We start from the raw sequence: 24,567 nt of genomic DNA, 5'->3' as shown, positions 1-24,567 counted from the left end.
GTTACAAGATAAGAAATGGCTTATGAAACAAGCCTTGAAATACGCGCGGATTTCAAAAATAAAAAGTAACAACAATAAAGGGGTCTCATAAGAAAGGAGAAGGTTATGAAAGCTTATAAAAAGATAATAGGCACAGCTTTTGTTGCAGTGTGTCTCATTATTGTAATAGTAACATTTATTAAGGTTAAAGGGATTAATTCATCAGATAAATTAGTTCTTCAGTTGGCGCATAATCAGTCAGCGGGTTCAGAAATAGCGGATTCAATTGCTAAGGTATCAGATTTTGCCGCAAAAGAATCTGGTGATGAGGTAAATATTAAGATATTTGCCAGTGGTGTTCTTGGTACAGAAAAAGAAGAAATAGAGATGGTTAAGGCTGGAATTATTGATATGGCAAAAGTAAGCTCTAACACATTAGGTCAGTTTGATGACAGATATGCAATATTTGCAATTCCTTATCTGTTTAAGAATCAGGAGCATTATTATAATGCGATGGAGAATAGTGAAGCAGTTAAAGAATTATTTGCTGATACAGCAGATGATGGATATATAGCTGTTGGATATTATGCTAATGGTGCAAGAAATTTCTATCTTAAAGATGATGTTCCAGTTACAGATACATCAGTTCTTAGTGGAAAGAAAATTCGTTCAATGCCAAGTTCAACATCAATGGATATGATTGAGAAAATGGGAGGAACACCGGTTCCTATGGCTGCATCAGAGACATATGCGTCATTACAGCAGGGTGTCGTTGATGGAGCAGAGAACACAGAGCTTGCTCTTACTGTTGATGGACATGAAGATCTTGTTAAGTCTTATACATATACAGAGCATCAGTTTTCACCAGATATATTCATTATAAGTACTAAGACATGGAATAAGATGTCAGAGAAACAGAGACAGAGTCTTATAAAAGCACTTGAGGAAACAAATGATAACTTTAAGAGTCTTTATAATGGAATGATGGAGGATGCCATTGAACATGCAGAAAGTAAAGGCGTGCATGTATATAAGGATATAGATAAGACACCATTTATTGAGGCAGTACAGCCAATACATGCCAACTTCTATAACAAGGGCGAAGCATATAAGAAGCTATATGATGACATTCAGAAATATGCAGATTAATGCATATAAGCCCATGGTTTGCAGGAAGAAAGGAGAAAAGCATGAAGTATTTGAATAAAGTAGTTGAAATAATATTAGAGGTGCTTGTAGCCGGTATGGTACTTGGATGCTGCTGGCAGGTAATTACAAGATTTGTGTTACATAATCCAAGCAAATATACAGAGGAATTATTAAGATATATGCTCATATGGCTGACAATGATGGGCGTTCCTTACGCATATGGACAAAACAGTCATCTGGCTATCAATCTTATAGTTAAGAAGTTCAAGCCAAAGAATGAAACACTTGCTCAGATTGCAATAGATGTGCTTATTATGATTTTAAGTGTTTCAGTAATGATTATTGGTGGAATTATGGTTACTGCTAATGCAGCAGGACAGCTCTCACCAGCTATGCAGATTCCTATGCAGGTCTATTATGTATGTGTTCCGGTATGTGGAGTTCTCATGGTTATTTACGGAGTGTTTAAGATTGTAGATCATTTTAAGAAATTAAGACAGAATTAAGATTGAATAATGCATATATATGCAGAAGGAGGCAATATGGAAATACAGGCAGCAATTGTATTGATAATAGTATTCTTTTTATTACTGGCATTTAGTGTTCCAGTATCATTCAGTATTATATCAGCATCACTTGTTACATTAATTATGTTTCTTACACCACATTTTGGTGTGTTTATATCAGCTCAGAAAATGGTTACAGGTATTGACAGCTTCACATTACTTGCAGTTCCGTTCTTTGTACTTGCAGGTCTGTTAATGAGTAATGGTGGTATAGCAAAAAGGCTTATTAATCTGGCAATGCTTGTTTTAGGTAAGGTTCCAGGTTCTTTAGCAATGACTAACATTGCAGGTAACGCAATGTTTGGTTCTATATCAGGCTCAGGTATTGCAGCAGCAACAGCAATTGGTGGTGTTATGCAGCCACTTGAGAATGAACAGGGATATGACAGGGCATTTTCAGCAGCAGCAAATGTTGCTTCAGCACCAGTAGGACAGTTAATTCCACCAACAGCTTCATTCATTGTATTTTCAGCAGCAAGTGGTGGAGTTTCAGTTGCAGCATTACTTATGGCTGGCTGGATTCCGGGATTATTATGGGCATTACTGTGTATGGTAGTTGCTTTCGTATATGGAAAAAAGCATGGATATGTAATCAAGAGAGATCATCTTACAGCTAAGGTTGTATTAAAGACAATCTGGGATGCTATACCAAGTCTTTTCCTCATTGTAATTATTATTGGTGGTATATTATCAGGATATTTTACTCCGACAGAAGCATCTGGTGTAGCTGTTGTGTATGCATTTATACTGGCTGTGTTTGTTTATAAGAGCATTAAGATTAAAGATATTCCAAGAATTTTAAAAGAAACAGCAGTTATGACAGCAATAGTTATGCTTATAATAGGAGCTTCATCAGTATTGTCATTCGTATTATCATTCACAGGTCTTCCACAGGCTATAAGTGCAGCATTACTGGGTGTGTCTGATAATAAGATTGTTATTCTGTTAATTATTAACCTGATACTTCTGATTGTAGGAACATTTATGGATATGGCTCCGGCGTTACTTATATTCACACCTATATTCCTTCCTGTAGTTAAGGCATTAGGTATGAATCCTATTCAGTTTGGTGTAATGATGGTTATGAATCTTTCAATTGGAACAATTACACCACCTGTAGGAAGCGTATTATTTGTAGGTTGTAGTATATCGCATCTTCAGGTAGAAGAGGTAATTAAGAAACTGGTGCCATTCTTTGTAGCAATTTTGGTCGCACTTCTTTTTGTAACATTTGTACCACAGCTTAGTATGTGGCTGCCAACAGTATTTGGATTGTTGGGATAAAAATAAGATAAAAACGGAGGACATATATATGAACAATAAAAAACCTGACAAGAAAGAAATTGAGAATAAGCTTAATCTTGTAATTGATAAGCTTATGAATCTTGGCAGACCTGATAATGATGAAGAGCTGGAAAAAGGCGGTGAGTCAATAGGCTTCTTTAAAAGAGACTTTGGAATTAAAGAGTGGGACTGGCCACAGGGGGTCGGTTTATATGGATTGCTTAAGATAATGCAGATTAATGGCAATGATGAGTATAGAGAATTTCTTTACAAATGGTTTAAAGAAAATATAGCAGAAGGTCTTCCATCAAAGAATATCAACACAACAACACCGTTACTTACTCTTGTTGAATTAAATAACTATTACAATGATACACAGTTCGAGGAACTGTGTATCAAATGGGCAGAGTGGCTTATGAACTGCCTTCCAAGAACAAAGGAACGTGGATTCCAGCATGTTACAAGTGCGAATGGAGACAGACAGGGAGTAAGACTCAATGAGAATGAAATGTGGATAGATACTCTGTTTATGACAGTTTTATTCCTTAATAAAATGGGTCAGAAGTATAATCGTCAGGATTGGATAAATGAGTCAATACATCAGGTACTTATGCATATAAAGTATCTTTGCGACAACAAGACAGGATTGTTTTATCATGGCTGGACATTTAATGAAATGAATAATTTCGGTGGTATATTCTGGTGCAGAGGGAATAGCTGGTTCACATTAGGAATTCTTGATTATGTTGATATGTTTAAGGGAACACTTAACAGTGGTGTTAAAGAGATAATAATAGATGCTTATAAAGCCCAGACAGCTGCTCTTAAGAAGCTGCAGAGTAAAAGCGGATTATGGCATACAGTACTTACAGATTCATCAAGTTATGAAGAAGTATCCGGAAGTGCTGCAATTACAGCCGGTATATTAAAGGGAATCAGAATGGGAATACTTGATGATTCTTATATAGATGTTGCTGACAAAGCGATAAATGCAATACTTAAAAATATTGATTCAGATGGAACAGTGCTTAATGTATCTGGAGGAACTGGTATGGGATATGATGCGGAGCATTATAAGAACATACTTATAGCGCCTATGGCATATGGACAGTCACTTACAATACTGGCTTTAGTGGAGGCATTACAGAATGATAAGAAAAGCATTTAAAATGTATCTTAAAGCTGGATGTGCTGATGAATATGAAAAGCGTCACAATGAATTATGGCCTGAAATGAAGGCAATGATACATGAATATGGCGGACATAATTATTCTATATTTCTAGATGATGAAACTAACATATTATATGGATATATAGAGATTGAAGATGAAGAAAAGTGGGCACAGTCAGCAGACACGGAGATCAACAGAAAGTGGTGGAAATATATGGCGCCTCTTATGAGGGTTAATCCAGACGACAGTCCTGTGAGTGATGATTTAAGGTGTGTTTTTCATCTTGATTAATACATGAATTTAATACAGGAGGTAAGATTGTATGAAACCGGTATATTACCTTGCCGTTGATATTGGGGCTTCAAGTGGAAGACATATTCTTGCATCCATGGACAACGGCAGAATGACAATAGAAGAGGTATATCGTTTTGATAATGGCATGATTAATGATAATGGCAACAAGTTATGGGATGTTGACAGCTTGTTTGCCAATATTATTGAAGGAATGAAAAAATGTAAAGAACTCGGGAAAATTCCAGTAAGCATGTCGATTGACACATGGGCTGTTGATTATGTTCTTCTTGATGATAATGACAAATGCATAGGAAATGTATATGGATACAGGGATGAACGTACAGATGGAATGGATGAAGAAGTTTATAAGGTGATATCCGAAAAAGAATTATATAAGAGAACAGGTATTCAGAAACAGAAGTTTAATACAATTTACCAGCTCATGTCGGATAAATTTATAAGACCTGAACAGTTAAAGGAAGCGAAGACATTTATTATGCTTCCAGATTATTTTCAGTTTCTTCTTACGGGGGTTAAAGCATCGGAATATACCAATGCAACATCAACACAGCTTGTTAATCCGGAAACTAAACAATGGGATTATGAACTGATTGATATGCTTGGAATCAACAGAAATATGTTTATGGAGCTTAAGCAGCCGGGAACAATACTGGGAGAATTAACTGATGGTATTAAGAAGATTGTTGGATACAATACAAGGGTTGTTATGTGTGCAAGTCATGATACAGCATCCGCAGTTATGGCTGTTCCAACAGTAGCAGATAATGTTTTGTATTTAAGTTCTGGAACATGGTCACTGATGGGGACAGAACTTCTAAAGGCAAGATGTGATGAGAAAAGCCAGGTATGTAATTTTACCAATGAAGGTGGATACGATTATAGATTTAGATATTTGAAGAATATTATGGGCCTCTGGATTATACAATCTGTAAGGCATGAATTTGAAGACAGATATACATTTGCAGAGCTTTGTAAGGAAGCAGAGGAGACAGACTATATAACATCAAGGATAGATGTTAATAATAAATGCTTTCTTGCACCAGAGAATATGACAGAGGCAATCAAATCATACTGCAATAATAATGATTTGATTATACCTGACACAGCCGGAGAGATTGCAGCAGTTGTATATAAGAGTCTGGCTGACAGTTATGCAGATACAGTTATGCAGATAGAAAAGAATCTGGACATTACATATGATGCAATATATGTAATAGGTGGAGGTGCTAATGCTGGATATCTTAATCAGCTTACGGCTGATTCGACTGGGAAAACAGTAGTAGCGGGACCAGCAGAGGCTACTGCTATTGGAAATATTATGGCGCAGATGATAGCAGATAGTGTGTTTAAGAATTTGAAGGAAGCAAGAGCGTGTGTAAGAGATTCCTTTGATATTAAACGATTTGAGCAGAAAAGATAATAAATTTCAGATTATATAAGGAGGATAATGCTATATATGACTAATGAACGATATGAATCAGCAAGGAAGATATATCAGAGTATAGGAGTTGATACTGAGGCTGCATTAGATAGATTAAAGAATGTGCCGGTATCAATGCATTGCTGGCAGGGAGATGATGTAATTGGTTTTGACAGCAGAGAAAGTCTGTCAGGTGGTATACAGACTACTGGAAATTATCCGGGAAGAGCAGCTACTCCTGAGCAGCTTATGCAGGATATAAGCAAAGTATTGACACTTGTACCTGGAAAGAAGAAGCTAAATCTTCATGCCAGTTATGCCATTATAGATGACGGTTCAGACAGGGATTCAATTAAACCAAAACATTTTACCAGATGGGTTGAATTTGCTAAGAAATACAATATGGGAATTGATTTTAATCCAACATTTTTCTCACATAGAATGGTTAAAGATGGACTTACATTATCCTCACCAGATGAAGAAGTAAGAAAATTCTGGATTGAACATGGCAAGAGATGTATTGAGATATCAGAATATTTTGCTAATGAAACAGGACAGCCATGTGTAATGAACATATGGATTCCGGATGGCTATAAGGATATTCCGGCAGACAGACTTGGACCAAGAAGGAGATTTAAAGAATCTTTAGATGAAATTCTTTCAATTCCATATGATAAGAGCAAAGTGTTTGTGTGTCTTGAATCTAAAGTATTTGGCATAGGCGTTGAATCATACACAGTTGGTTCGTCTGAATTCTGCATGAATTATGTAGCAAGAGCAGGCATAACCCCACTTATGGATAATGGACACTATCATCCTACAGAGGTTGTGTCAGATAAGGTATCATCAATGCTTTTATTCAATGACCACTTAGCATTACATATTACAAGACCTGTAAGATGGGACAGCGATCATGTAGTTTTATATGATGACGAAACCAGAGAGATTGCTAAAGAAATTGTCAGAGCAGATGCGCTTGACAAGGTATTTATAGCAACTGACTATTTCGATGCATCAATTAATAGAATATCTGCATGGATAACCGGAATGAGAAGTGTTCAGAAAGCTCTTTTGTATGCATTGTTAGAGCCAGAATTACTTCGCAATCTTCAGAACGAAGGAAGGTTCACAGAACTTATGGCAGCACAGGAAGAATTAAAGATTATGCCATTTGGAGATATATGGCAGGAATATCTTAATAGAGAAAATGTGGCAGCTGATTATGTCAGTGAGGTTATGGATTACGAAAAGAAAGTATTGGAGGCACGATAATGAAAGATATATTAACAGCACCTTTTGTTAAAGAAATGTGTGATACTACAGCTAATATGTATCGTCTTGGCTGGGACGAAAGAAATGGTGGTAATATCAGCTATATGCTTGATGAAGAAGAAGTTGCACAATATCTTGATATTAATCATGTGTTAAGAGAGATTCCGACGGGTTTCAAAGCAGATGCACTTATTGGCAGAATATTTATAGTAACCGGTACAGGTAAGTACTTTAAAAATGTAAAGACAGATCCAGAGAATAATCTTGGAATAATAAGAATAGCTGAAGATGGAACAACAGCGCAGTTATTATGGGGATATAAGGATGGAGGAAAATTCACAAGCGAATTACCAGCGCATCTTATGAGTCATATGGCAAGACTTTCTGTTGATAAAGATAACAGAGTTGTTATACATTCACATCCAACTAATACACTTGCCATGAATTATGTTCATGAACTTGACGAGAAGAAATTTACGCATACACTTTGGGAAATGTGTACTGAGTGTATAGTTGTGTTCCCGGATGGTGTAGGTATTCTCCCATGGATGCTTTGCGGAACTAATGAAATAGGCGAGGCAACAGCAGAAAAAATGAAAGAATTCAGACTTGTTATATGGGCAATGCATGGAATATATGGTGCTGGAAAAACTCTTGATGAGACATTTGGACTTATTGAAACTGTTGAAAAAGCTGCACAGATATATATGCTTACAGCTGGACTTGAGAGAAAGAATACAATAAAAGACGAAGATATGATTAAGCTTGCAGAATTCTTTAAGGTGGATTATAGAAAAGATTTCCTTAATATATAAAGCGGTTTCATATAAGGACATATGCAGTGACGCAGGAAATTCCTGCGTCATTTTTAATGCGGAATAAAATTTAAAGTGATATAATAAATAAATATTTACAAATCAGCAGTTTGGAGTGAATGAAATGCATTTTATAAAGAAAAATATTATTATTCCACTTGTTGTATTTATAATCGGAATGAGTGCTGTGGCAGGTATTGTATGCAGCATAAATAACGAGCAGAATAAGCAGAACAGGACAATGGCGAATCTTAACGCAATGACTTATGCAGAGCGTATGAAGACGGATATTATGAAAGGCATAGCCGTTTCGGACTCATTAAGACAGATAATTATAAGTGAAGATGGACAGCTTAATAAATTCTGTGAGATAGCAGAGGAGATGATGGCAGATTCTGTTCAGAGTATCCAGATTGCACCAGATGGTGTTGTGACAGATATTTATCCTCAGGAAGGCAATGATGCGGGAAAGATTGATTTGTTAAATGACAAAGATCGTGGTGAAATATGCCGTTATGGAAGAGATAATAAAGTTGTTACAATGCAGGGACCATTTCAATTAAAGCAAGGGGGATATGGTATAGTTGTAAGAAATCCTGTATATATTGAAGAAAACGGACATGAAGATTTCTGGGGATTTGCAATAGTTATAATCCGTGTTCCTGAGATTTTTGCTGATTCAATGAAGGCACTTTCTGATTTTGGTTATAATTATATATTATATAAAACTGCTTTTCCGTGGGGGTCTGAATTTGAAGAAGTGTATGGCTCGGAAGAAGAGTTAAAGAATCCTGTTTCATATACATTTGATATAGGAGACAGCAAGTGGAAGCTTGATATAATGCCATATAAGACTCAGTCTGAAAGAAGATATCTGTATGCGGCTGGAATAGGCGGAGTTATTATTGTTCTGCTTCTTACAGGATTTACATGTGCTCTGCTTGTGCTTGACAAACACAGAAAGAAGTTTAAGAAACTGGCTATAACAGATGCTTTGACAGGAATATATAACCGTCATGGATATGATGAAAGAGTAACAAGGTATCTTAAGCAGAATCCGGATAATCACTGTGTAGGAGTAGAATTTGATATTGATGATTTTAAGACTATCAATGATATGTATGGCCATGTTTATGGCGATGTGGCACTTAAGGTATTGTCCGAGGGAATGCAGAAGTTTTTTGATAAAAATGTGGTTTTAGGACGAAATGGTGGTGATGAATTCTGTATTTTCCTGCCAGACTGCACATGTGCAGATGTTAAGGAAAAACTTGAGGAATTCACAAAGTTAAAACGTTCATTTAAATATGAAGGTGAAGAGCAGCAGTTCACTATATCAGTTGGATATGCTGAATATCCGGTTCATGCTGACAAGCCATCAAAGCTCATGCGTTGTGCTGATACTGCACTTTATGAGGTGAAACTTCGTGGAAAAAATGGCTGCATGGCATATAAGAACGGACTCAGGATGGAGATTCGTACACAGCTTGGTTTTGCACTTAAAGATGTTTCTGAAAATCTTCCAGGAGCATTTATCATATACAAAGCAGATAAGAATGATGATGAAATTCTTTTTGCAAACCGTGAATTTATCAGATTTGCAGGCTGTAAGAACATGGATGAACTGCTTGAATATACAAAAAGAAGTTTCCGTAATATCTTAGAGTGGATGAACGGGAAGCTGTTATAGCGGATATATGGAAGCAGATAGATGAAGGACATACTAATGGTTATACGCATTTTAATATGCAGAAAGCAGATGGCGGGCATATACAGGTGTTTGACCATGGAAGAATTGTTGAGAATGGACGATATGGCAGGGTAATATATGCATTGATAACTAATCTTGAAACAGTGAGAGAAAATTATGGAAATTCAGAATGTAACAATTGAAGACGCAGAGGAGCTTCTTGAAATATATGCACCATATGTTAAGAATACAGCGATAACATTTGAATATGATGTGCCTTCGGTAGAAGAATTCAGACAAAGAATTGTGAATATTTCAGACAGATATCCATATATCAAGGCAGTTGACAATGGACAGATTGTCGGTTATGCATATGCCGGATATTGCATGCCCTGTACAGGAAAGCAAGTATCTTAATGATGACAGTATCCGCTTCCATAGTAGATTGGGATTTTCAGAAGTTGGTCGTTTTCATGACAGTGGGTATAAGTTTAACCAGTGGTTCGATATGGTGTGGATGGAGAAGATGATTGGGGAGCATAACGCAGAACCGAAAGAAGTCTGGGGATAAATATATAAAAACATAAAACTGCCGTCCGTTTAACATTAAGTTTAGCGGATGGCAGTTTTTATATGGAATGTTTAGTTATAGGCTGTGTGTATCAAGAACTGTTCTGCCGGTTACCGGATCAGTAATACCAAGCAATGCCATGATTAGTGCCATTCTTATATATTTACCATTCTGGACCTGGTCAAAATATGCAGCTCTTGGATCGTCATCGACATCAAGGGAAATCTCATCGACTCGTGGCAGAGGATGAAGAACAGGCATATCTTTATCAGCCAGCTTTAACTTTTCTTCGTCAAGAATGTAGACATCTTTTAAACGGAGATATTCTTCTTCATTGAAAAATCTTTCTTTCTGTACTCTTGTCATGTATAGAACATCAAGTTTAGGAAGAGTATCTTCAAGGCTTGACACTTCCTCATAAGTTGAATTAGATGGATTTAATACATCGTCTCTCAGATAATCCGGAATCCGTAATTCTTCGGGAGATATGAAGTAGAATTTATTATCAGAGAAACGAGTAAGGCTGCTGACAAGGGAGTGTACCGTCCGTCCGAATTTCAGGTCGCCACAGAAACCGATAGTCAGGTTATTAAGCTTTCCTTTACGCTGTCTTATAGTCATCATATCAATAAGTGTCTGTGTAGGGTGCGCATGACCGCCGTCTCCTGCGTTTATTATAGGAATGCGTGAATATATTGATGCCTGCAGTGGAGCACCTTCTTTTGGATGTCTCATCGCAATTATATCTGCATAGCAGCTTACAACTCTTGCAGTATCAGCAACGGTTTCACCTTTGGAAGCACTAGACTGAGCTGCACTTGAAAAGCCCAGCGTCTGTCCTCCAAGACTTAACATAGCAGACTCGAAAGATAAACGGGTTCTGGTACTTGGTTCGTAAAAAAGTGTAGCAAGCTGTCTGCCATCGGCAACATGCTTATATAATTGTGGTCCAATGGATATCCGCTCCGCAAGATCTAATATATTCATAGTTTCTTCAACGGAAAGATCCATAGGGGTTATCAGATGTCTCATAGCCACTCTCCTTTTAATAAATATTCATCTCTCTTAGCACCGACAGATATAAAGTTGATTTCTGCATGAAGCATATCCTCAATTGTTTTAATGTAATTTTTTGCATTAGCAGGAAGCTCGTCAAATGTCCTGCAATGTGATATATCTTCTTCCCAGCCGGGAACTTTGTATATAACAGGAGTGCATGAATCAAGGTTATCAGTTGGGTCGAATTCAACCAGAGAGCCGTTTGGGTCATTGTAGCCTGTAATTATAGGAATTTCTTTCATAGAGCTTAATACATCAAGCTTGGTTAGTGCGATTTTGTCTGCATGCTGGCATCTGAGTCCATATCTGCTTGCGACTGCATCAAAAGGACCAACACGGCGAGGACGGCCTGTTGCAGCACCGAATTCACCACCGGCTGCTCTTAAGTCTTGCTGCCATTTTTCTGAAACAGCATTTTCAGCAACAAAAGGTCCTGCACCGACACAGGTAGAATAGGCTTTAAGTACACCAACAACATGGTCAGCGTGTCTTCCAGGGATTCCTGCACCTATAGGACCATAGGCTGATATGGTTGATGAACTTGATGTGTAAGGGAAGATACCGTAATCAATATCTCTTAATGCACCTAACTGTGCCTCAAGAATAACTTTTTTACCACAGGATAATGCTTTGTCTATAAATGTGCCTGTATCGCATATGTATTTACTGAACTTTTCAGCCTGTTCCCTGCACCAGTCAAGAAGTGCCGGATAAGACATTGGCTCCTGATGATAGCAGCCGGCAAGCTCAAGGTTCTTGGACTCAAGAATAGTTGTAAGTCTTGCCTGTACAGCTGTATCATCCAAATGAAGAAGGTCACCAAGACGCAGAGTCTTTTTTCTGTATTTGTCACTGTAGGCATATGCTATGCCTCGTCTTGTAGAACCGAAAGCAGAGCCGGTTCGTTCTAGTCTGTTTTCTTCAAGTTCATCCTGTACCCTGTGCCATGGCATAGATATTGTAGCTTTTTTAGATAATTTCAAATGTTTTGGATTAATCTGTATTCCTCTGTCTTCAATCTGCTTTATTTCGTTGGCAAGGTGTTCAAGGTCAACAACCATGCCGTCTCCAAGAATACATATAACATCGGAGTGAAGTATTCCTGATGGCAGAAGATTAAGAACGAATTTTCCCTGATTAGTTACAACAGTGTGACCGGCGTTATTGCCGCCCTGATACCTGACGACTATATCTGCATTTTCAGCAAGAAGGTCAATTACACGGCCTTTGCCCTCGTCGCCCCAGTTAATACCTGTTACAGAAGTAAGCATAATAATAATTCCTCCTTATATAAATGTATAGTTAATACTAAGTGCAATAACGGAATGTGCGGTCCGTAATAATTCTGGCAAATATAAGTCCGAGCGGAAGTGCAACAATTATCATAATTGCAGATGTAAACCATGAGACCGCTTCTGTCAGGGACATTATGCCGAAATTGTATATTGCGCGGTATAAGTAAAGTCCGGGTACCATAATAACTATGGAAGGAACTGTAAGTGATATTCTAGGATATCCATTATAATTTTTAATAAATGAGGCAAGTAATCCGGCAGTAGCAGCACCAATAAATGCGGCAGCAGCGGCAGGCATGCCTGTAAAATCAACAAGTTCAAGACGCAGCGTATTGGCGATACAACCAATAAGAGCAGCCATAGCCGCCATCGGAACAGAACTGTTAAACATGATAGAGAATCCGAATACACCGCAGAAGCTTGCAATAAGTCTTAATATCAGATGTAACATTTTTCCAATATGTAATGTAGTAAATTCTTCTGGCTGCAAATGCAGTAACAAAGCCATAATCCATGCAAATACGGTAGCAACCAGTACAATAATTATTGAATAAGTCAGCCTTTCAATACCTGACCGTAGGTCGAGCTTTGCAAGGTCAATGCCGCTGGTGATGAAAGGAAATCCCGGTATTATGAAAAGCATGGAACATATGTATCCGGCTTCATGTACAGAAGGGATATTAAACATCAGAATAGCAAGTTTAAGCAGAATTGCATATATAAGGCATGATGCAGATATAGAAACTGCTATATTCATGAATAGTGTAAAATGATGTTTAATAAGCTTTGTCCTAATAAGATTACCTGTTCCGGCTGCAATGAATGCGAAAAGCATCTCTATAGGACCGCCGCCAAGCAGAAATGTGAATCCGCAGCATGCTAGAGCGGCGGCAAGTCCAAGCTTTACCGGTGAATACAGGGTATGTATCTGTTCAATTTCATCAAGCCTTTTATGAATCATTTCACCTGTAAGGTGGGCCTCTTCATTAGGGAAATTGTCAACAAATTGTTCCATTCTGTAAAGCTTGGAGGTATTAACACCGGTATTGGCAATGCTTAACGACTGTGATACGCAGTCATTACCATCAAAGCAGTTAAATTCAATAGACATAAGGCCAACATCCACGGTACAGGTTACTCCAAGTTCCTTGGATAGCTTATTCATAGATGTACGGACACGCCATGCACCAGTGCCGCATGATAGCATAATCAGACCTACACGACCGATAACGGAGGCTTTTTCTATAAGGTCTGCATTAGCAATTAATGCATTGCTGTCGGCATTCGTATAGTCGTGCCACGGAATTTCCATATGATTTTTTTCCATAATGTCAATGTAATTAGTCCTTGGCATATATAATCGCCTCTGCTTTCTTAACATGGTGTTCAAGGTTTCGTAAGAATATAGAATTGGGAAGGAAAATTCCAAGTTCGTCAAAATGTTCATTGTGTTCAACGAATGAATCCTGACCATAGAATATGTATGCCATTGGAAGATTCTTCTCAAGCTCAAGCATAAGATCCCATACAGCACTATAGGCCTCTGCCTCGGTTTCCTTCATTCTGACAGTGTCAGGCAGTTCGCGGATAAGCAGTATACCAGTGCTTCGCTCAAGAACCTGCTGCTCCACTACAGACGGGTCATCACCATATGTGTGACTGTATCTGTAAGCCTCGGCAAGAAACATATTTTTATTATTATCAAGGTTCTTATAAATGTTATAAAAATGCTGATAGTCTTTTTCGTGAACAGAATCAGCAAATTCTGGAAGAAGCATACCTTTATCGTCGGTCATAATTATGGGATTCTGCTTTCCATCAGCGTTGAAGCGGTATGGAATAAGAAATGAATTTCTCAGTAAATCAAACATGGTATTTTGCGTGATAGCCATAAGAAATGCAGATAAGTCTTTATTAGAATAGCAGTTGAATAATGCTTCCGTGAATTGAAGCGGAGAAAGTATTGCTTCAGAATCATCATTGCAAAACAGATTGTTACAGAATGTCTGGAAAAGTTTATTATAAGCCCATGGGTCATTTAGAATTTTATCAAATAAAACCTCAGATTTTTCTTCTCTTGGAAAGATAGTTTTTTCTTTCATAATCATCAGCTCCTTCTTGTTTTTCATTTTCGGCTAGATTATACTATTGTGGTAGAAATAAGTAAAAACTATAATTGATATAAATGCTATAACAATATGATATGTCAGATATTACGGAGCGATAAGTTATGGATGTTAATTTTGAGTATTACAAGATATTTTATTATGTAGCCAGGTACAAGAATTTTACGAAAGCCGCTCAGGCGTTAGGAAGCAGCCAGCCTAATGTTACAAGGGCAATGAACTGTCTGGAACAGCAGATTAATTCAACACTGTTTGTAAGAAATAACCGGGGAATACAGCTTACACCAGAGGGGGAAAAACTGTATATAAGGGTTACAGCGGCTATGACACAGCTTATGGCAGCAGAAGAAGAGCTTGCGGACAGTGCAAGTCTTTCACATGGCAGTATTTCCATAGGGGCAAGTGAGACTGCGCTTAATATATTTCTTCTTGATAAGTTAAAAGCATTTCACATGGTCAATCCCGGAATCCGGCTTAAGATATATAATCATTCAACGCCGGAGGCGATTGATGCAGTAAAAAATGGACTGGTAGACTTTGCAGTGGTATCATCACCTGTGTACGCAGATTCATCACTAAAGACGGTGGTGTTGCATTCTTTTCAGGAAATACTTGTCGGAGGAACTACATTTACAGCATTGGGAAGTCAGGAATTATCAATAAGAGAATTGACGGATTATCCACTGATATGCCTTGGCAGAGAGACTATGACATTCAGATTCTATAAAGATTTATTTATGTCACATGGGGTTGAATTAGAGCCTGATACGGAGGCTGCGACAACAGACCAGATACTTCCTCTTGTAAAATGTGAATTAGGACTTGCATTCTTACCAGAGACAATGGCGCAGGAATCGATTGATAAGAAAGAGATTGTGAAGATATCTCTTAAGGATAATATTCCGAAGAGAAATATATGTCTTGTCTATGACAGCAGACACCCGGTGAGTTCGGCGGCAAGAAAGTTGAGAAAAACAATAGGGGAGATTAATTATGGGGAGAATTAAAGTATGTAACTTTGGCAGAATTATGCTGAAAATATTCTGCTGGACGACAGTAATATTAGCAATATATCTTATATTAGGTATTACAGGCTGTTATGAAAAATGGTTTGGCGGTCCGGCAGGAATAGTAAAAACGCCAGTTTACTGGCTTATCCGGGCAGGGATAGGAATTCTTGTGGAAAGCATTATTTTCTGGATAGGAATTATTATGGTGTATGCGACATCTGAGCAGCTTGGGATCAGATGGAGAGTGCTTGGAATCGTGTGTGGATGGATACCTGTTGCACATCTTGTCATGCTTCATATTATTATAAAGACAGTTGGTGAGGAAGTCCGCATGGAGGAAATGCGTGCTAAGAGAAATCTGCAGCGCAAAGAACAGCGGATATGCAGTACTAAATATCCTGTTCTTATGGTGCATGGCGTATTTTTCAGGGATTTTGAACATCTTAATTACTGGGGAAGAATACCGGCAGAGCTTGAGGCTAATGGTGCAGTGATTTGTTATGGCAATCATAACAGTGCGGCGGCCGTGCGAGACAGTGCTAAAGAGCTGGCAGAAAGGATTCACCAGATTGTCATTAAGACAGGCTGTGAGAAAGTAAATGTAATTGCCCATTCAAAAGGCGGACTGGACATGAGGGCAGCGATAGCACTTACAGATATTGCACCTTATGTGGCTTCTCTTACAACGATAAATACACCACACAGGGGCTGTCAGTTTGCTGATTATCTTCTTGGCAAAATTCCTGAAAAACAGCAGCAGATGGTTGCAAATGCATATAACGCTGGAGCGGCTAAACTCGGAGACATTAACCCTGATTTTCTTGCTGCCGTATATGACCTTACATCAGAAAAATGCAGTGAATTCAACAATGAAATAAAGGATAATCCAGACATTTATTATCAGTCAGTTGGTTCTAAACTAAACCATCCGGCTTCGGGAAGATTTCCACTTAATTTTACATATCCACTGGTGAAATATTTTGACGGACCTAATGACGGACTTGTTGGAGAAGAATCCTTTCGATGGGGACAGAACTATCAGTTTCTTACTGTCAGCGGTAAAAGAGGTATATCGCATGGTGATATGATAGATCTTAACAGGGAGAACATTAAAGGATTTGATGTTCGGGAATTTTATGTGCAGGTTGTTGCGGGACTTAAGAAGATGGGGTTTTGATTTTTAAAATACAAATTATAAATTTTTAGTAAAATAAAATATTTGTAATTGACATATTTCTTGAAGATAGGTAATATAATATTAAAGATAGGTAACTTGAGTACCTGCCAAGCTAAGAAGTAAGGTGTTGTGCCAGAGAGCAGTGCCTTATGAGCTTTATACGGGTTTGACATTTACCACAATCTGGCTAGAAACCATAGGTTTTGAAGGAAAATGTCAGAGGCTCTGCTGATGTGAGGCAGAGCCTTTTTATATGTATAGGGGGATTGGAGTTTTTGCGAAATATTAAAGATTGTGTGAATGCGAATCTTTCGCTTTTAAATACAGGAAAAGAGATTATTTTATATGACAAATTAACAACTAGTAATAAACATAAATCACTGGAAGAACGGGCAATGGAATTTAACGGTGATCTGATGCTTGATGGGGAATATGATTGGGGAGAACTGGTTGGAAGAGAAAAAATATAATCAGAGCCAAGTTCAGTATTCAGTGTAATATCAAAGTTGCCAGCAGCGCCTAACATACGGTTTGTATAGTAGTGGTAGTTGTCGGCGCGTCGCTTGTCATCTTTCCAGATAGTCTGCTCAGCGTCCTTCTCAGAAAGATTAAATCTTTCCATCTCCGGCAATCATCTTGATAATTTCATTACAGTGTTATCATGTCAAATGTGGTTATGTCGGATAATTTATCGGTAAATGTTCTTATTTCAATCATAAAACGGTTAAAATATGGAAGTGCATAACATGAAGAAGGAAAAGGGTTATACATATGCACAGATTGCCAATTTATCAGGTGTACCATTAGGTACTGTGCAGAAGATTTTTTCCGGGGAGACGGTGAATCCAAGATACGATACGCTTATGGCTTTGGAGCATTTTTTTGAAGAACCGCTTGAGGTAAGAGAGCATGTATCCAACAGATATGAGAGGAACGGAAGTTATACTGTAGATGATTACCGTACCTTGCCTGATGAACAGAGGGTTGAGCTGATTGATGGATATTTCTATGATATGGCTTCACCAACCTTTGGACATCAGTCAATTGGAGGAGAGATTCATCGTCAGATTGCTAATTTTATTGTGGAGAATGGTGGTAACTGTCGTCCTTTTATTGCACCAGTAGATGTACAGCTTGATTGTGATGAAAAGACTATGGTTCAGCCAGATGTCGGCATTGTATGTGATTCTTCTAAGATTCAGCGTTTTGGTGTATATGGTGCACCGGATTTTCTTGTAGAAGTAATTTCTCCATCTACTAAGAAAAAGGACTACACTTTGAAGTTATCCAAGTATATTGAAGCAGGGGTGCGTGAATACTGGATAGTTGATTACATGCAGGAGAAGGTTCTGGTGTATTTCTTCGAGAGTGATGTGTATCCTGTTATTTATGGATTTGACAAGCCAGTTCCGGTGAATATATATGATGATAATCTTAAGATAGATTTCACCAATATTGCCAAATGGCTTAAGGATGGTATGGAGTAGTGAATCATCGAAATTAATTATATAAAATTTAAAGATGGAGGCAAAAATAAGATGAAACTTGATAAATTTATAGGAATGATGACAGGACATTTTGATAACAAAGAACAGTTTGATATGATGCAGAAGGCAGGAAAAATATATCCTTATGCAGAACACATCAATACTATATGTAATGATAAAATAAAAAACATTCCTAAGGATTTTAATGGAAAATTTGTTGTTGAAGAAAGTTATTATGAAACCAATGGAAAACGCCATGCATCACCACATATTTTCCTTATTATGGAAACTGACGACGGAATTGTTCTTTCTTCATATGAAATTCCAGCAGGAGAAGACAAGAATACATTTTCATATAATTCTATGAAGAATGTTGATTATGCTGAACTGAAAAAATCTGAAAAGTTTACACCCGCACTTTATCATGAAAAGAGTGGAATCTGGGAGGGAGGCAGCATAAGCCAGTTTTCACCGGTAATGACATTTAAGCTTTGGGAAAAGTTTTCTGATAGCTGCCTGGAAGTATCTGAAAGCATGGAAGTTAACGGAAAAAGAACTTTTGGATATGATGAACCAATTATTTATAAGAGGGTATAAACAGGGGAAATCTCACTTTTTTAGGATATATTGTTTCATAAGAGTTCCATATCAATAATTGAAGCCATGCAAAGATTAACAGGAGAGCGGCTTAAATACGCAGTAAGCAATGATAAATCAAAAAACGCAGGATATATGGGAGTTAGTCACTATATCCTGCGTTTTGTTTATTCGTTTTTATATATTTTATTATTAATTACTTTAACGATTCCTATAACATTGTAAGTTAAGAAAATGTTGATAGGCAGCTGGATAAGATTTTTGGTAAATCTCATTGTAAGATAAAACATAAATCCTTTGCCGTACATTATGCTGCACCAGTATGTTCCAAGAAGAACATTTACAAGAAGTGTATCAATAGTAAGCGCAAGCACAACTCTAATAAGGAATTTGAAATCTATAATATCTAAAAGGCTGCGTTTTTCACCTGTTACTTTTTTCTTGGAAATTTTGATGTTGCAGTCATAGAAAAATAAACCATAGATAAGACCAGCTAAAGCAGCACTTAATGTCCAGCCCGGAAAATAAGGACCGGTTGGCTTAATGATATACTGGACTATATCACCAAGTCCTCCGCACATGAATCCCATAACAGGACCGAACATGTATCCAATTGCACAGTTGGCAAGGAAAGATACTGAAATTCTGAGTGCCGGGGTTACATTAATAGATACAAAAACTGCTAAAACAGTGTGAAGTGCGACGAGAAGTGCCGCAGCAACAATTGACTTGAGACATCTGAACTCTTTTGCTGAAAATGCAAAATTCTTTAATAGAATTGACATAAAAATAACCTCCTTTGCAGTAGTATTCGCACTACATAAGAGGCTGTTGACCAGTATATGTAGCAGCGGGATGCGGATTATGTATCGCAAGAAATCTTTTCGTCCGTATGGCAACTCCCTGTCCATATGGCACTTAACGCACATATTCCTACTCTGCTTATATAATTGATTTGTACAGGCACTATTAAAGCACATATTCATATAAATGTAAAGCATTATATTAAGGCTGTTTACAATATATTATAAATTCTGTTTAGAATTAATACATCTTCTGTTGTACATAAGGTGCATGGTCATGGCATCCTGTGCCTTGATTGCATTATGCTGTGCAATGGCAGTAGCTATTTCACGGTGTGTTTCAATAGTTTCTACTTTAAGAACATTACCGGTTGTCTCAACAAAAAGAGGAATTGAGCTGTTGATAATCGGAATGAGTCTTGGGATAATAAGATTCTTGCTTCCCATTGCTATTGCGGTGTGGAATTCTATATCTTTCTGGGTATGATCTTTTTTCTGTTTTAGAAGCTCTTCAACCTCATCACACAAAGAAACAATTTTCTTAATATCATTATTATCTGCATACGTTGCAGACATAGCTGCGATAGCTGGCTCCAGTAAAAAACGGACTTCAAGCAGATCTTGGACAAGCTTTTTTTGTCAGGTATGAATGTAAATCCGAGAGGGTCATCAACTACACCGGGTGATGATGCTACATATGTTCCAGATCCCTGTCTGATTGTCACAATGTTACGTGAAGCAAGTAATTTCATGGCTTCACGAAGAGAACTTCTTCCAATATTGAGTTCTTTAGCAAGATGTGCTTCATTAGGAAGCTTGTCACCTGGCTGTAAATGTTCATTTAATATAAAAGATATTATGTCTTCGGAAATCTTCTGTGGAAGATTTCTCTCATCAGATTCAAAATTCATCATACGATTCCTATGCTCCTATGTTAGTAATATTAATGATATAATGCTTCTATTTAATTGTCAAAATGAAAAAATGCACAAAAAAGCACAGAAAAATTGAGCAATTTTACAGTATTGTTTTTCTAAATACCATGTATTATATTAAATACATCAGATGAATTTCGAAATAAATCTCAGAAAAAGGCAAAAAAGTTACAAGAAACAAAGAAAAGGTATGATGTATTAACTAAGATACATCAGATGATTAGGAGGTAAAACGATATGGAGCAGACAGTATTTGTTGCAAATCCAACCAGATTACTGATAGCGGCAGCAGTCGGAATTATTGTGTTACTGTTGTTAATAATCAAATTTAAGCTTCATCCTGTTATATCGATGATGATAGCAGCTATTATCATAGGTGTTGGAGCAGGGATGCCGCTTACAATGATATCAGATACGGTTGAAAAGGGTGTTGGCAAAACGCTTCAGGGAATAGCATTACTTGTAGGTCTCGGTTCAATGTTTGGCGGAATTCTTGAGGTAAGTGGCGGGGCACAAAGAATAGCACAGACACTTATTGATAAGCTTGGTCAGAAGAAGGCTGGAATTGCACTGGGAATTACAGGATTGGTTATAGGAACAACAGTATTTTTTGAAGCAGGTGTGGTTGTACTTATACCACTTGCATTCAGTGTTGCAAAGCAGACTAAGAAGTCAACATTATATTATGCAATACCGCTTCTTGCAGGTCTTGCAAGTGGATACGCATTTGTTCCACCATCAGCAGGTTCTGTTCTCGTGGCAGATTCACTTGGAGTTAATCTTGGAGTGATGATTATGGTTGGTATCCCAACTGCATTGATATGTATGATAGTAGCAGGTGTAATATGGGGACGATTCATTGGAAACAAAGTGTTTACTAAATTACCGGTTAATGTGGAAGAGATTAAGGAAGATTCTAAGGAACTGCCTCCATTTGGACTGGTGCTTGGAGTGATTCTTATACCACTTGTATTAATACTGGTAAGTACTGTTTCTAAATACATGCCGATTCCGGTTGATGTGAAAAATGTGCTGGGATTCATTGGAAAACCATTCCTTGCATTGACAATAGCAACACTTGCTGCAATGTATTTCCTTGGAATAAAAAGAGGATATACAGGAGCCCAGTTAAAGAAGATACTTGATCATTCATTACGCCCAGTCGGAATGATACTTCTGGTAATAGCAAGTGGTGGAGTAATCAGATGGATGCTTCAGGATTCAGGACTTGGAGATATAATAGGTCCGGCATTGGAGAAGAGCGGAATGCCACTTATACTTGTAGCATTTCTTATTGCATTACTTGTAAGAGCATCTGTAGGAAGTTCTATGGTTGCAATGACTATGGCATCAGGAATAATGGCAACTATGCCTGCAGTTATGGCAACAAGCATGTTATACAGAGCAGCAATGTGTTGTGCAATATGTGGTGGTGCAACAGCATTAAGTCATGTAAATGATGCTGGTTTCTGGCTTGTAGGAACATTTCTTGAGATAGATGAGAAAACTACATTAAAGTCGTGGACTATTATGGAAACACTTATAGGTATAACAGCATTAATTGTAAGTCTGATTATTTCAATATTTGCTTAGATATTATTAAAGGTCACTATTTAATTAAGAAGATATAAAACAGGAGGATGCAAATGGTAAAAATACCGGTATGTTTGAACAATATGACTGATGCAAAGCATCTGGTACAGATAGCAGAAGGTTGCGATAAAGATGTAGACCTTATGTGTGGTAAGTATTTAGTTGATGCCAAGTCGATGCTCGGAGTATTCAGTCTTCCACAGTTTGACAATGTAGAGATGTGTGTGGATGATACTGAGAAAGACAAGGTGTACGAAAAATTAGAACAGATGAATTTATTAAGATAAGAAGAAAGGCAGGTAATTATTATGTGTTTAGTAAGTCAGGAAATGAGAAAATTAGCCCCAGAATTAGATCCTTTGAGAATTGGCACAGGCTGGAAGAAGGAAGACCTTGGAAAAGTACAGGTCATGGTAGAAAGTACATATGGTGACAGTCATCCGGGAAGCGGACATCTTAACATACTTGTGGAAGAGGTTCGAAAGGGTGTTGCTGAAGAAGGCGGATTCGGAGCAAGGTACTATTGTACAGATATATGCGATGGTGAAAGTCAGGGAACTGACGGTATCAATTATAGTCTTGCAAGCAGGGAAATGATAGCTAATATGATAGAGATACATGCAAATGCAACACCATTTGATGCAGGTGTATATCTTTCAAGCTGTGATAAAGGAGTTCCTGGTAATCTGATGGGACTTGCAAGAGTTAATATTCCATCTGTATTTGTTCCAGGCGGTACAATGAATGCAGGTCCGGAAATGCTTACACTTGAGCAGCTTGGAATGTACAGTGCACAGTATGAAAGAGGCGAGATTGACGAAGAGAAGCTTGACTGGGCAAAATGTAATGCATGCCCTAGCTGTGGTGCATGTTCATTTATCGGAACAGCATCAACATTGCAGATAATGGCAGAGGCACTTGGATTAGCACTGCCTGGAAGTGCTCTTATGCCAGCTACAAGTCCTGACCTGTTAGCCTATGCAAGAGAAGCAGGAAGACAGTCAGTAAGGCTTGCAAAGATGAAGAATATGAAACCATCAGATATAGTAACTATGGATAGCTTTGAAAATGCAATTCTTGTACATGCAGCAATATCAGGAAGTACTAACTGTCTGCTTCATATTCCTGCAATTGCACATGAATTCGGAATTGAGATTACAGGAGATACATTTGACAGATTACATCGTGGTGCACATTATCTTCTTGATGTACGTCCAGCAGGAAGATGGCCAGCAGAAGTATTCTATTATGCAGGCGGTGTTCCAGCAATTATGGAAGAAATTAAGGAACATCTCCATCTTGATGTAATGACTGTTACAGGAAAGACTCTTGGTGAGAATCTTGAAGAACTTAAGTCAAATGGATTCTATGAAAGATGTAATAAGTGGCTTGATGATTTCAACAAGCGCTACAATGTAAATGTTACCAAGGAAGATATAATCAGACCATACGATAAGCCTATTGGAGAGAATGGAAGCATTGCTGTTCTTAAAGGTAATCTTGCCCCAGAGGGAGCAGTAATTAAGCATACAGCCTGCCCTAAGGAAATGTTTAAGGCAGTACTTAATGCAAGACCATTCGATAGCGAAGAGGCATGTCTTGATGCAGTAATTCATCATAAGGTTCAGAAGGGTGATGCTGTATTTATAAGATATGAGGGACCTAAAGGAAGTGGAATGCCTGAGATGTTCTATACATCAGAGGCAATAAGCAGTGATAAGGAGCTGGGTAAGAGTATAGCACTTATTACAGACGGAAGGTTCTCGGGAGCATCTACCGGTCCGGTAATTGGACACTGCAGCCCGGAAGCGGTAGATGGAGGTCCTATTGCACTCGTTGAAGAAGGAGATCTTATTGAAATCGATGTTGAGGAAAGAAAGCTTAACATAGTAGGTGTTGCAGGAAAGAGAATGACACCTGAAGAGATAGATAAGATCCTTATGGAAAGAAGAAAACAGTGGAAACCTAAAGAACGTAAATATAAGAAGGGCGTATTAAGATTATTCAGTGAACTTGCAGCAAGCCCAATGAAGGGTGCTTATCTGGAATACGATAAATAAGAATAGTAAGGGTACAAGGGTGGGAAGATTAGGTTCTTCCCACCCTTTTTAACCAACGTATTTTTATGAATGTATTGTGATATAATTGTGATTATCTTATCTGGCGGTTTCATGGGATTAAAAGTAGCAGGAGAATCATGAAAATAACGTGATACCTATAAGTAGTCGTATCTTTATGATTCTTATAGGTAG

At 37.8% G+C, this 24,567-nt stretch carries 23 protein-coding genes, 3 pseudogenes and 1 riboswitch; of the genes and pseudogenes, 19 read left to right on the top strand and 7 right to left on the bottom strand.

The genetic code is table 11. The features are described from left to right. Window positions 1-105: 105 nt before the first annotated feature. From dctP to EUBELI_RS14260, 11 genes and pseudogenes are all read left to right on the top strand, one after another. Window positions 106-1,128, top strand: coding sequence for a TRAP transporter substrate-binding protein DctP (dctP, locus tag EUBELI_RS11415; RefSeq protein ID WP_012740506.1), 1,023 nt, complete (start codon window positions 106-108; stop codon window positions 1,126-1,128). A 41-nt stretch (window positions 1,129-1,169) separates the two neighbouring features. After that, entirely contained in the window at window positions 1,170-1,634 is a 465-nt protein-coding gene (locus tag EUBELI_RS11410) for a TRAP transporter small permease (RefSeq protein ID WP_041689054.1), read from the top strand. A 36-nt stretch (window positions 1,635-1,670) separates the two neighbouring features. Beyond that, window positions 1,671-2,978: a TRAP transporter large permease gene (locus EUBELI_RS11405; protein WP_041688915.1), complete on the top strand. Its 1,308-nt coding sequence runs from the start codon at window positions 1,671-1,673 to the stop codon at window positions 2,976-2,978. A 28-nt stretch (window positions 2,979-3,006) separates the two neighbouring features. Beyond that, window positions 3,007-4,146, top strand: coding sequence for a glycoside hydrolase family 88/105 protein (locus EUBELI_RS11400; RefSeq protein WP_022097385.1), 1,140 nt, complete (start codon window positions 3,007-3,009; stop codon window positions 4,144-4,146). Further along, window positions 4,127-4,441 carry an L-rhamnose mutarotase gene (rhaM, locus tag EUBELI_RS11395; protein WP_012740502.1) on the top strand — a complete coding sequence of 105 codons (315 nt, stop codon included), beginning with the start codon at window positions 4,127-4,129 and terminating at the stop codon, window positions 4,439-4,441. Before EUBELI_RS11400 ends, rhaM begins: the two co-directional genes overlap by 20 nt. Window positions 4,442-4,472: 31 nt before the next feature. Further along, window positions 4,473-5,885 carry a rhamnulokinase gene (gene rhaB / locus EUBELI_RS11390; protein WP_012740501.1) on the top strand — a complete coding sequence of 471 codons (1,413 nt, stop codon included), beginning with the start codon at window positions 4,473-4,475 and terminating at the stop codon, window positions 5,883-5,885. A 36-nt stretch (window positions 5,886-5,921) separates the two neighbouring features. Continuing rightward, complete coding sequence (locus EUBELI_RS11385; protein ID WP_041688914.1) at window positions 5,922-7,157, top strand: L-rhamnose isomerase; 1,236 nt, start codon at window positions 5,922-5,924, stop codon at window positions 7,155-7,157. Next, on the top strand, window positions 7,157-7,972 hold the full coding sequence (gene rhaD, locus EUBELI_RS11380; protein WP_012740499.1) for a rhamnulose-1-phosphate aldolase: 816 nt from the start codon (window positions 7,157-7,159) through the stop codon (window positions 7,970-7,972). Before EUBELI_RS11385 ends, rhaD begins: the two co-directional genes overlap by 1 nt. Window positions 7,973-8,096: 124 nt before the next feature. Further along, window positions 8,097-9,662: a sensor domain-containing diguanylate cyclase gene (locus tag EUBELI_RS11375; RefSeq protein WP_012740498.1), complete on the top strand. Its 1,566-nt coding sequence runs from the start codon at window positions 8,097-8,099 to the stop codon at window positions 9,660-9,662. Then, entirely contained in the window at window positions 9,638-9,865 is a 228-nt protein-coding gene (locus tag EUBELI_RS14750; protein ID WP_012740497.1) for a hypothetical protein, read from the top strand. The genes EUBELI_RS11375 and EUBELI_RS14750 overlap by 25 nt, the downstream gene beginning before the upstream one ends. Continuing rightward, window positions 9,840-10,233 (top strand): annotated as a pseudogene (locus tag EUBELI_RS14260) (N-acetyltransferase family protein). Before EUBELI_RS14750 ends, EUBELI_RS14260 begins: the two are co-directional and overlap by 26 nt. A gap of 75 nt (window positions 10,234-10,308) precedes the next feature. Here the strand turns inward: EUBELI_RS14260 and pyrB are convergent. From pyrB to EUBELI_RS11350, 4 genes are read right to left on the bottom strand one after another with little or no spacing between them, the layout of a single operon-like run. Continuing rightward, window positions 10,309-11,265 carry an aspartate carbamoyltransferase gene (gene pyrB, locus EUBELI_RS11365; RefSeq protein WP_012740494.1) on the bottom strand — a complete coding sequence of 319 codons (957 nt, stop codon included), beginning with the start codon at window positions 11,263-11,265 and terminating at the stop codon, window positions 10,309-10,311. Next, window positions 11,262-12,563, bottom strand: a complete 1,302-nt coding sequence (locus EUBELI_RS11360; protein WP_012740493.1) for an adenylosuccinate synthase — start codon at window positions 12,561-12,563, stop codon at window positions 11,262-11,264. The genes pyrB and EUBELI_RS11360 overlap by 4 nt, the downstream gene beginning before the upstream one ends. A 37-nt stretch (window positions 12,564-12,600) precedes the next feature. Further along, window positions 12,601-13,941 carry a threonine/serine exporter family protein gene (locus tag EUBELI_RS11355; protein WP_012740492.1) on the bottom strand — a complete coding sequence of 447 codons (1,341 nt, stop codon included), beginning with the start codon at window positions 13,939-13,941 and terminating at the stop codon, window positions 12,601-12,603. Continuing rightward, complete coding sequence (locus tag EUBELI_RS11350) at window positions 13,928-14,689, bottom strand: DUF4866 domain-containing protein (RefSeq protein ID WP_041689052.1); 762 nt, start codon at window positions 14,687-14,689, stop codon at window positions 13,928-13,930. The genes EUBELI_RS11355 and EUBELI_RS11350 overlap by 14 nt, the downstream gene beginning before the upstream one ends. A 128-nt stretch (window positions 14,690-14,817) precedes the next feature. Between EUBELI_RS11350 and EUBELI_RS11345 the strand changes: the two genes are divergently transcribed. The 3 genes from EUBELI_RS11345 to EUBELI_RS14255 all read left to right on the top strand — a co-directional run bounded on the left by EUBELI_RS11345 (window position 14,818) and on the right by EUBELI_RS14255 (window position 17,370). Continuing rightward, entirely contained in the window at window positions 14,818-15,720 is a 903-nt protein-coding gene (locus EUBELI_RS11345; protein ID WP_012740490.1) for a LysR family transcriptional regulator, read from the top strand. Next, window positions 15,707-16,900, top strand: coding sequence for an esterase/lipase family protein (locus EUBELI_RS11340; protein WP_012740489.1), 1,194 nt, complete (start codon window positions 15,707-15,709; stop codon window positions 16,898-16,900). The genes EUBELI_RS11345 and EUBELI_RS11340 overlap by 14 nt, the downstream gene beginning before the upstream one ends. A gap of 275 nt (window positions 16,901-17,175) precedes the next feature. Further along, on the top strand, window positions 17,176-17,370 hold the full coding sequence (locus EUBELI_RS14255; protein ID WP_041688912.1) for a hypothetical protein: 195 nt from the start codon (window positions 17,176-17,178) through the stop codon (window positions 17,368-17,370). 23 nt (window positions 17,371-17,393) lie between these two features. Here the strand turns inward: EUBELI_RS14255 and EUBELI_RS14840 are convergent. Then, window positions 17,394-17,522: pseudogene (locus EUBELI_RS14840) on the bottom strand (cytidylate kinase family protein); the annotation flags it as partial. A gap of 124 nt (window positions 17,523-17,646) precedes the next feature. Between EUBELI_RS14840 and EUBELI_RS11330 the strand changes: the two are divergent. Continuing rightward, on the top strand, window positions 17,647-18,387 hold the full coding sequence (locus tag EUBELI_RS11330) for a Uma2 family endonuclease (protein ID WP_228003390.1): 741 nt from the start codon (window positions 17,647-17,649) through the stop codon (window positions 18,385-18,387). Between the two features lie 51 nt (window positions 18,388-18,438). Continuing rightward, window positions 18,439-18,984, top strand: coding sequence for a hypothetical protein (locus tag EUBELI_RS11325; protein WP_012740486.1), 546 nt, complete (start codon window positions 18,439-18,441; stop codon window positions 18,982-18,984). 167 nt (window positions 18,985-19,151) lie between these two features. Here EUBELI_RS11325 and EUBELI_RS11320 read toward each other — a convergent pair whose 3' ends face one another. Together EUBELI_RS11320 and EUBELI_RS11315 are read right to left on the bottom strand one after the other, a co-directional pair. Continuing rightward, window positions 19,152-19,769: a folate family ECF transporter S component gene (locus EUBELI_RS11320; RefSeq protein ID WP_041688911.1), complete on the bottom strand. Its 618-nt coding sequence runs from the start codon at window positions 19,767-19,769 to the stop codon at window positions 19,152-19,154. 61 nt (window positions 19,770-19,830) lie between these two features. Further along, window positions 19,831-19,927, bottom strand: a riboswitch (THF riboswitch). A gap of 82 nt (window positions 19,928-20,009) precedes the next feature. After that, window positions 20,010-20,701: pseudogene (locus EUBELI_RS11315) on the bottom strand (FadR/GntR family transcriptional regulator). 258 nt (window positions 20,702-20,959) lie between these two features. Here EUBELI_RS11315 and EUBELI_RS11310 point away from each other — a divergent pair. From EUBELI_RS11310 to ilvD, 3 genes are read left to right on the top strand one after another with little or no spacing between them, the layout of a single operon-like run. Continuing rightward, window positions 20,960-22,315 carry a GntP family permease gene (locus EUBELI_RS11310; protein ID WP_012740482.1) on the top strand — a complete coding sequence of 452 codons (1,356 nt, stop codon included), beginning with the start codon at window positions 20,960-20,962 and terminating at the stop codon, window positions 22,313-22,315. A 53-nt stretch (window positions 22,316-22,368) separates the two neighbouring features. Beyond that, on the top strand, window positions 22,369-22,602 hold the full coding sequence (locus tag EUBELI_RS11305) for an HPr family phosphocarrier protein (protein WP_021866832.1): 234 nt from the start codon (window positions 22,369-22,371) through the stop codon (window positions 22,600-22,602). A 21-nt stretch (window positions 22,603-22,623) separates the two neighbouring features. Next, on the top strand, window positions 22,624-24,375 hold the full coding sequence (ilvD, locus tag EUBELI_RS11300) for a dihydroxy-acid dehydratase (protein WP_012740480.1): 1,752 nt from the start codon (window positions 22,624-22,626) through the stop codon (window positions 24,373-24,375). Window positions 24,376-24,567 lie beyond the last annotated feature (192 nt).

Origin of the sequence: [Eubacterium] eligens ATCC 27750, from assembly GCF_000146185.1 — a bacterium.
Taxonomy (GTDB): Bacteria; Bacillota; Clostridia; order Lachnospirales; family Lachnospiraceae; genus Lachnospira; species Lachnospira eligens.
Note: the sequence above shows the minus strand (reverse complement) of the source record. Positions and strands in the feature narration are given on the sequence as shown.

Excerpts from the sequence above, each read along its gene's own strand:
- EUBELI_RS11345 (WP_012740490.1), top strand. The coding sequence starts at position 14,818 with ATGGATGTTAATTTTGAGTATTACAAGATATTTTATTATGTAGCCAGG.
- EUBELI_RS11350 (WP_041689052.1), bottom strand. The coding sequence starts at position 14,689 with ATGAAAGAAAAAACTATCTTTCCAAGAGAAGAAAAATCTGAGGTTTTA.
- EUBELI_RS11385 (WP_041688914.1), top strand. The coding sequence starts at position 5,922 with ATGACTAATGAACGATATGAATCAGCAAGGAAGATATATCAGAGTATA.
- EUBELI_RS11405 (WP_041688915.1), top strand. The coding sequence starts at position 1,671 with ATGGAAATACAGGCAGCAATTGTATTGATAATAGTATTCTTTTTATTA.
- rhaM (WP_012740502.1), top strand. The coding sequence starts at position 4,127 with ATGATAAGAAAAGCATTTAAAATGTATCTTAAAGCTGGATGTGCTGAT.
- EUBELI_RS11310 (WP_012740482.1), top strand. The coding sequence starts at position 20,960 with ATGGAGCAGACAGTATTTGTTGCAAATCCAACCAGATTACTGATAGCG.
- rhaB (WP_012740501.1), top strand. The coding sequence starts at position 4,473 with ATGAAACCGGTATATTACCTTGCCGTTGATATTGGGGCTTCAAGTGGA.
- pyrB (WP_012740494.1), bottom strand. The coding sequence starts at position 11,265 with ATGAGACATCTGATAACCCCTATGGATCTTTCCGTTGAAGAAACTATG.
- dctP (WP_012740506.1), top strand. The coding sequence starts at position 106 with ATGAAAGCTTATAAAAAGATAATAGGCACAGCTTTTGTTGCAGTGTGT.
- EUBELI_RS11375 (WP_012740498.1), top strand. The coding sequence starts at position 8,097 with ATGCATTTTATAAAGAAAAATATTATTATTCCACTTGTTGTATTTATA.
- ilvD (WP_012740480.1), top strand. The coding sequence starts at position 22,624 with ATGTGTTTAGTAAGTCAGGAAATGAGAAAATTAGCCCCAGAATTAGAT.
- EUBELI_RS11330 (WP_228003390.1), top strand. The coding sequence starts at position 17,647 with ATGAAGAAGGAAAAGGGTTATACATATGCACAGATTGCCAATTTATCA.
- rhaD (WP_012740499.1), top strand. The coding sequence starts at position 7,157 with ATGAAAGATATATTAACAGCACCTTTTGTTAAAGAAATGTGTGATACT.
- EUBELI_RS11360 (WP_012740493.1), bottom strand. The coding sequence starts at position 12,563 with ATGCTTACTTCTGTAACAGGTATTAACTGGGGCGACGAGGGCAAAGGC.
- EUBELI_RS11340 (WP_012740489.1), top strand. The coding sequence starts at position 15,707 with ATGGGGAGAATTAAAGTATGTAACTTTGGCAGAATTATGCTGAAAATA.
- EUBELI_RS11400 (WP_022097385.1), top strand. The coding sequence starts at position 3,007 with ATGAACAATAAAAAACCTGACAAGAAAGAAATTGAGAATAAGCTTAAT.
- EUBELI_RS11355 (WP_012740492.1), bottom strand. The coding sequence starts at position 13,941 with ATGCCAAGGACTAATTACATTGACATTATGGAAAAAAATCATATGGAA.
- EUBELI_RS11410 (WP_041689054.1), top strand. The coding sequence starts at position 1,170 with ATGAAGTATTTGAATAAAGTAGTTGAAATAATATTAGAGGTGCTTGTA.
- EUBELI_RS11305 (WP_021866832.1), top strand. The coding sequence starts at position 22,369 with ATGGTAAAAATACCGGTATGTTTGAACAATATGACTGATGCAAAGCAT.
- EUBELI_RS11320 (WP_041688911.1), bottom strand. The coding sequence starts at position 19,769 with ATGTCAATTCTATTAAAGAATTTTGCATTTTCAGCAAAAGAGTTCAGA.
- EUBELI_RS11325 (WP_012740486.1), top strand. The coding sequence starts at position 18,439 with ATGAAACTTGATAAATTTATAGGAATGATGACAGGACATTTTGATAAC.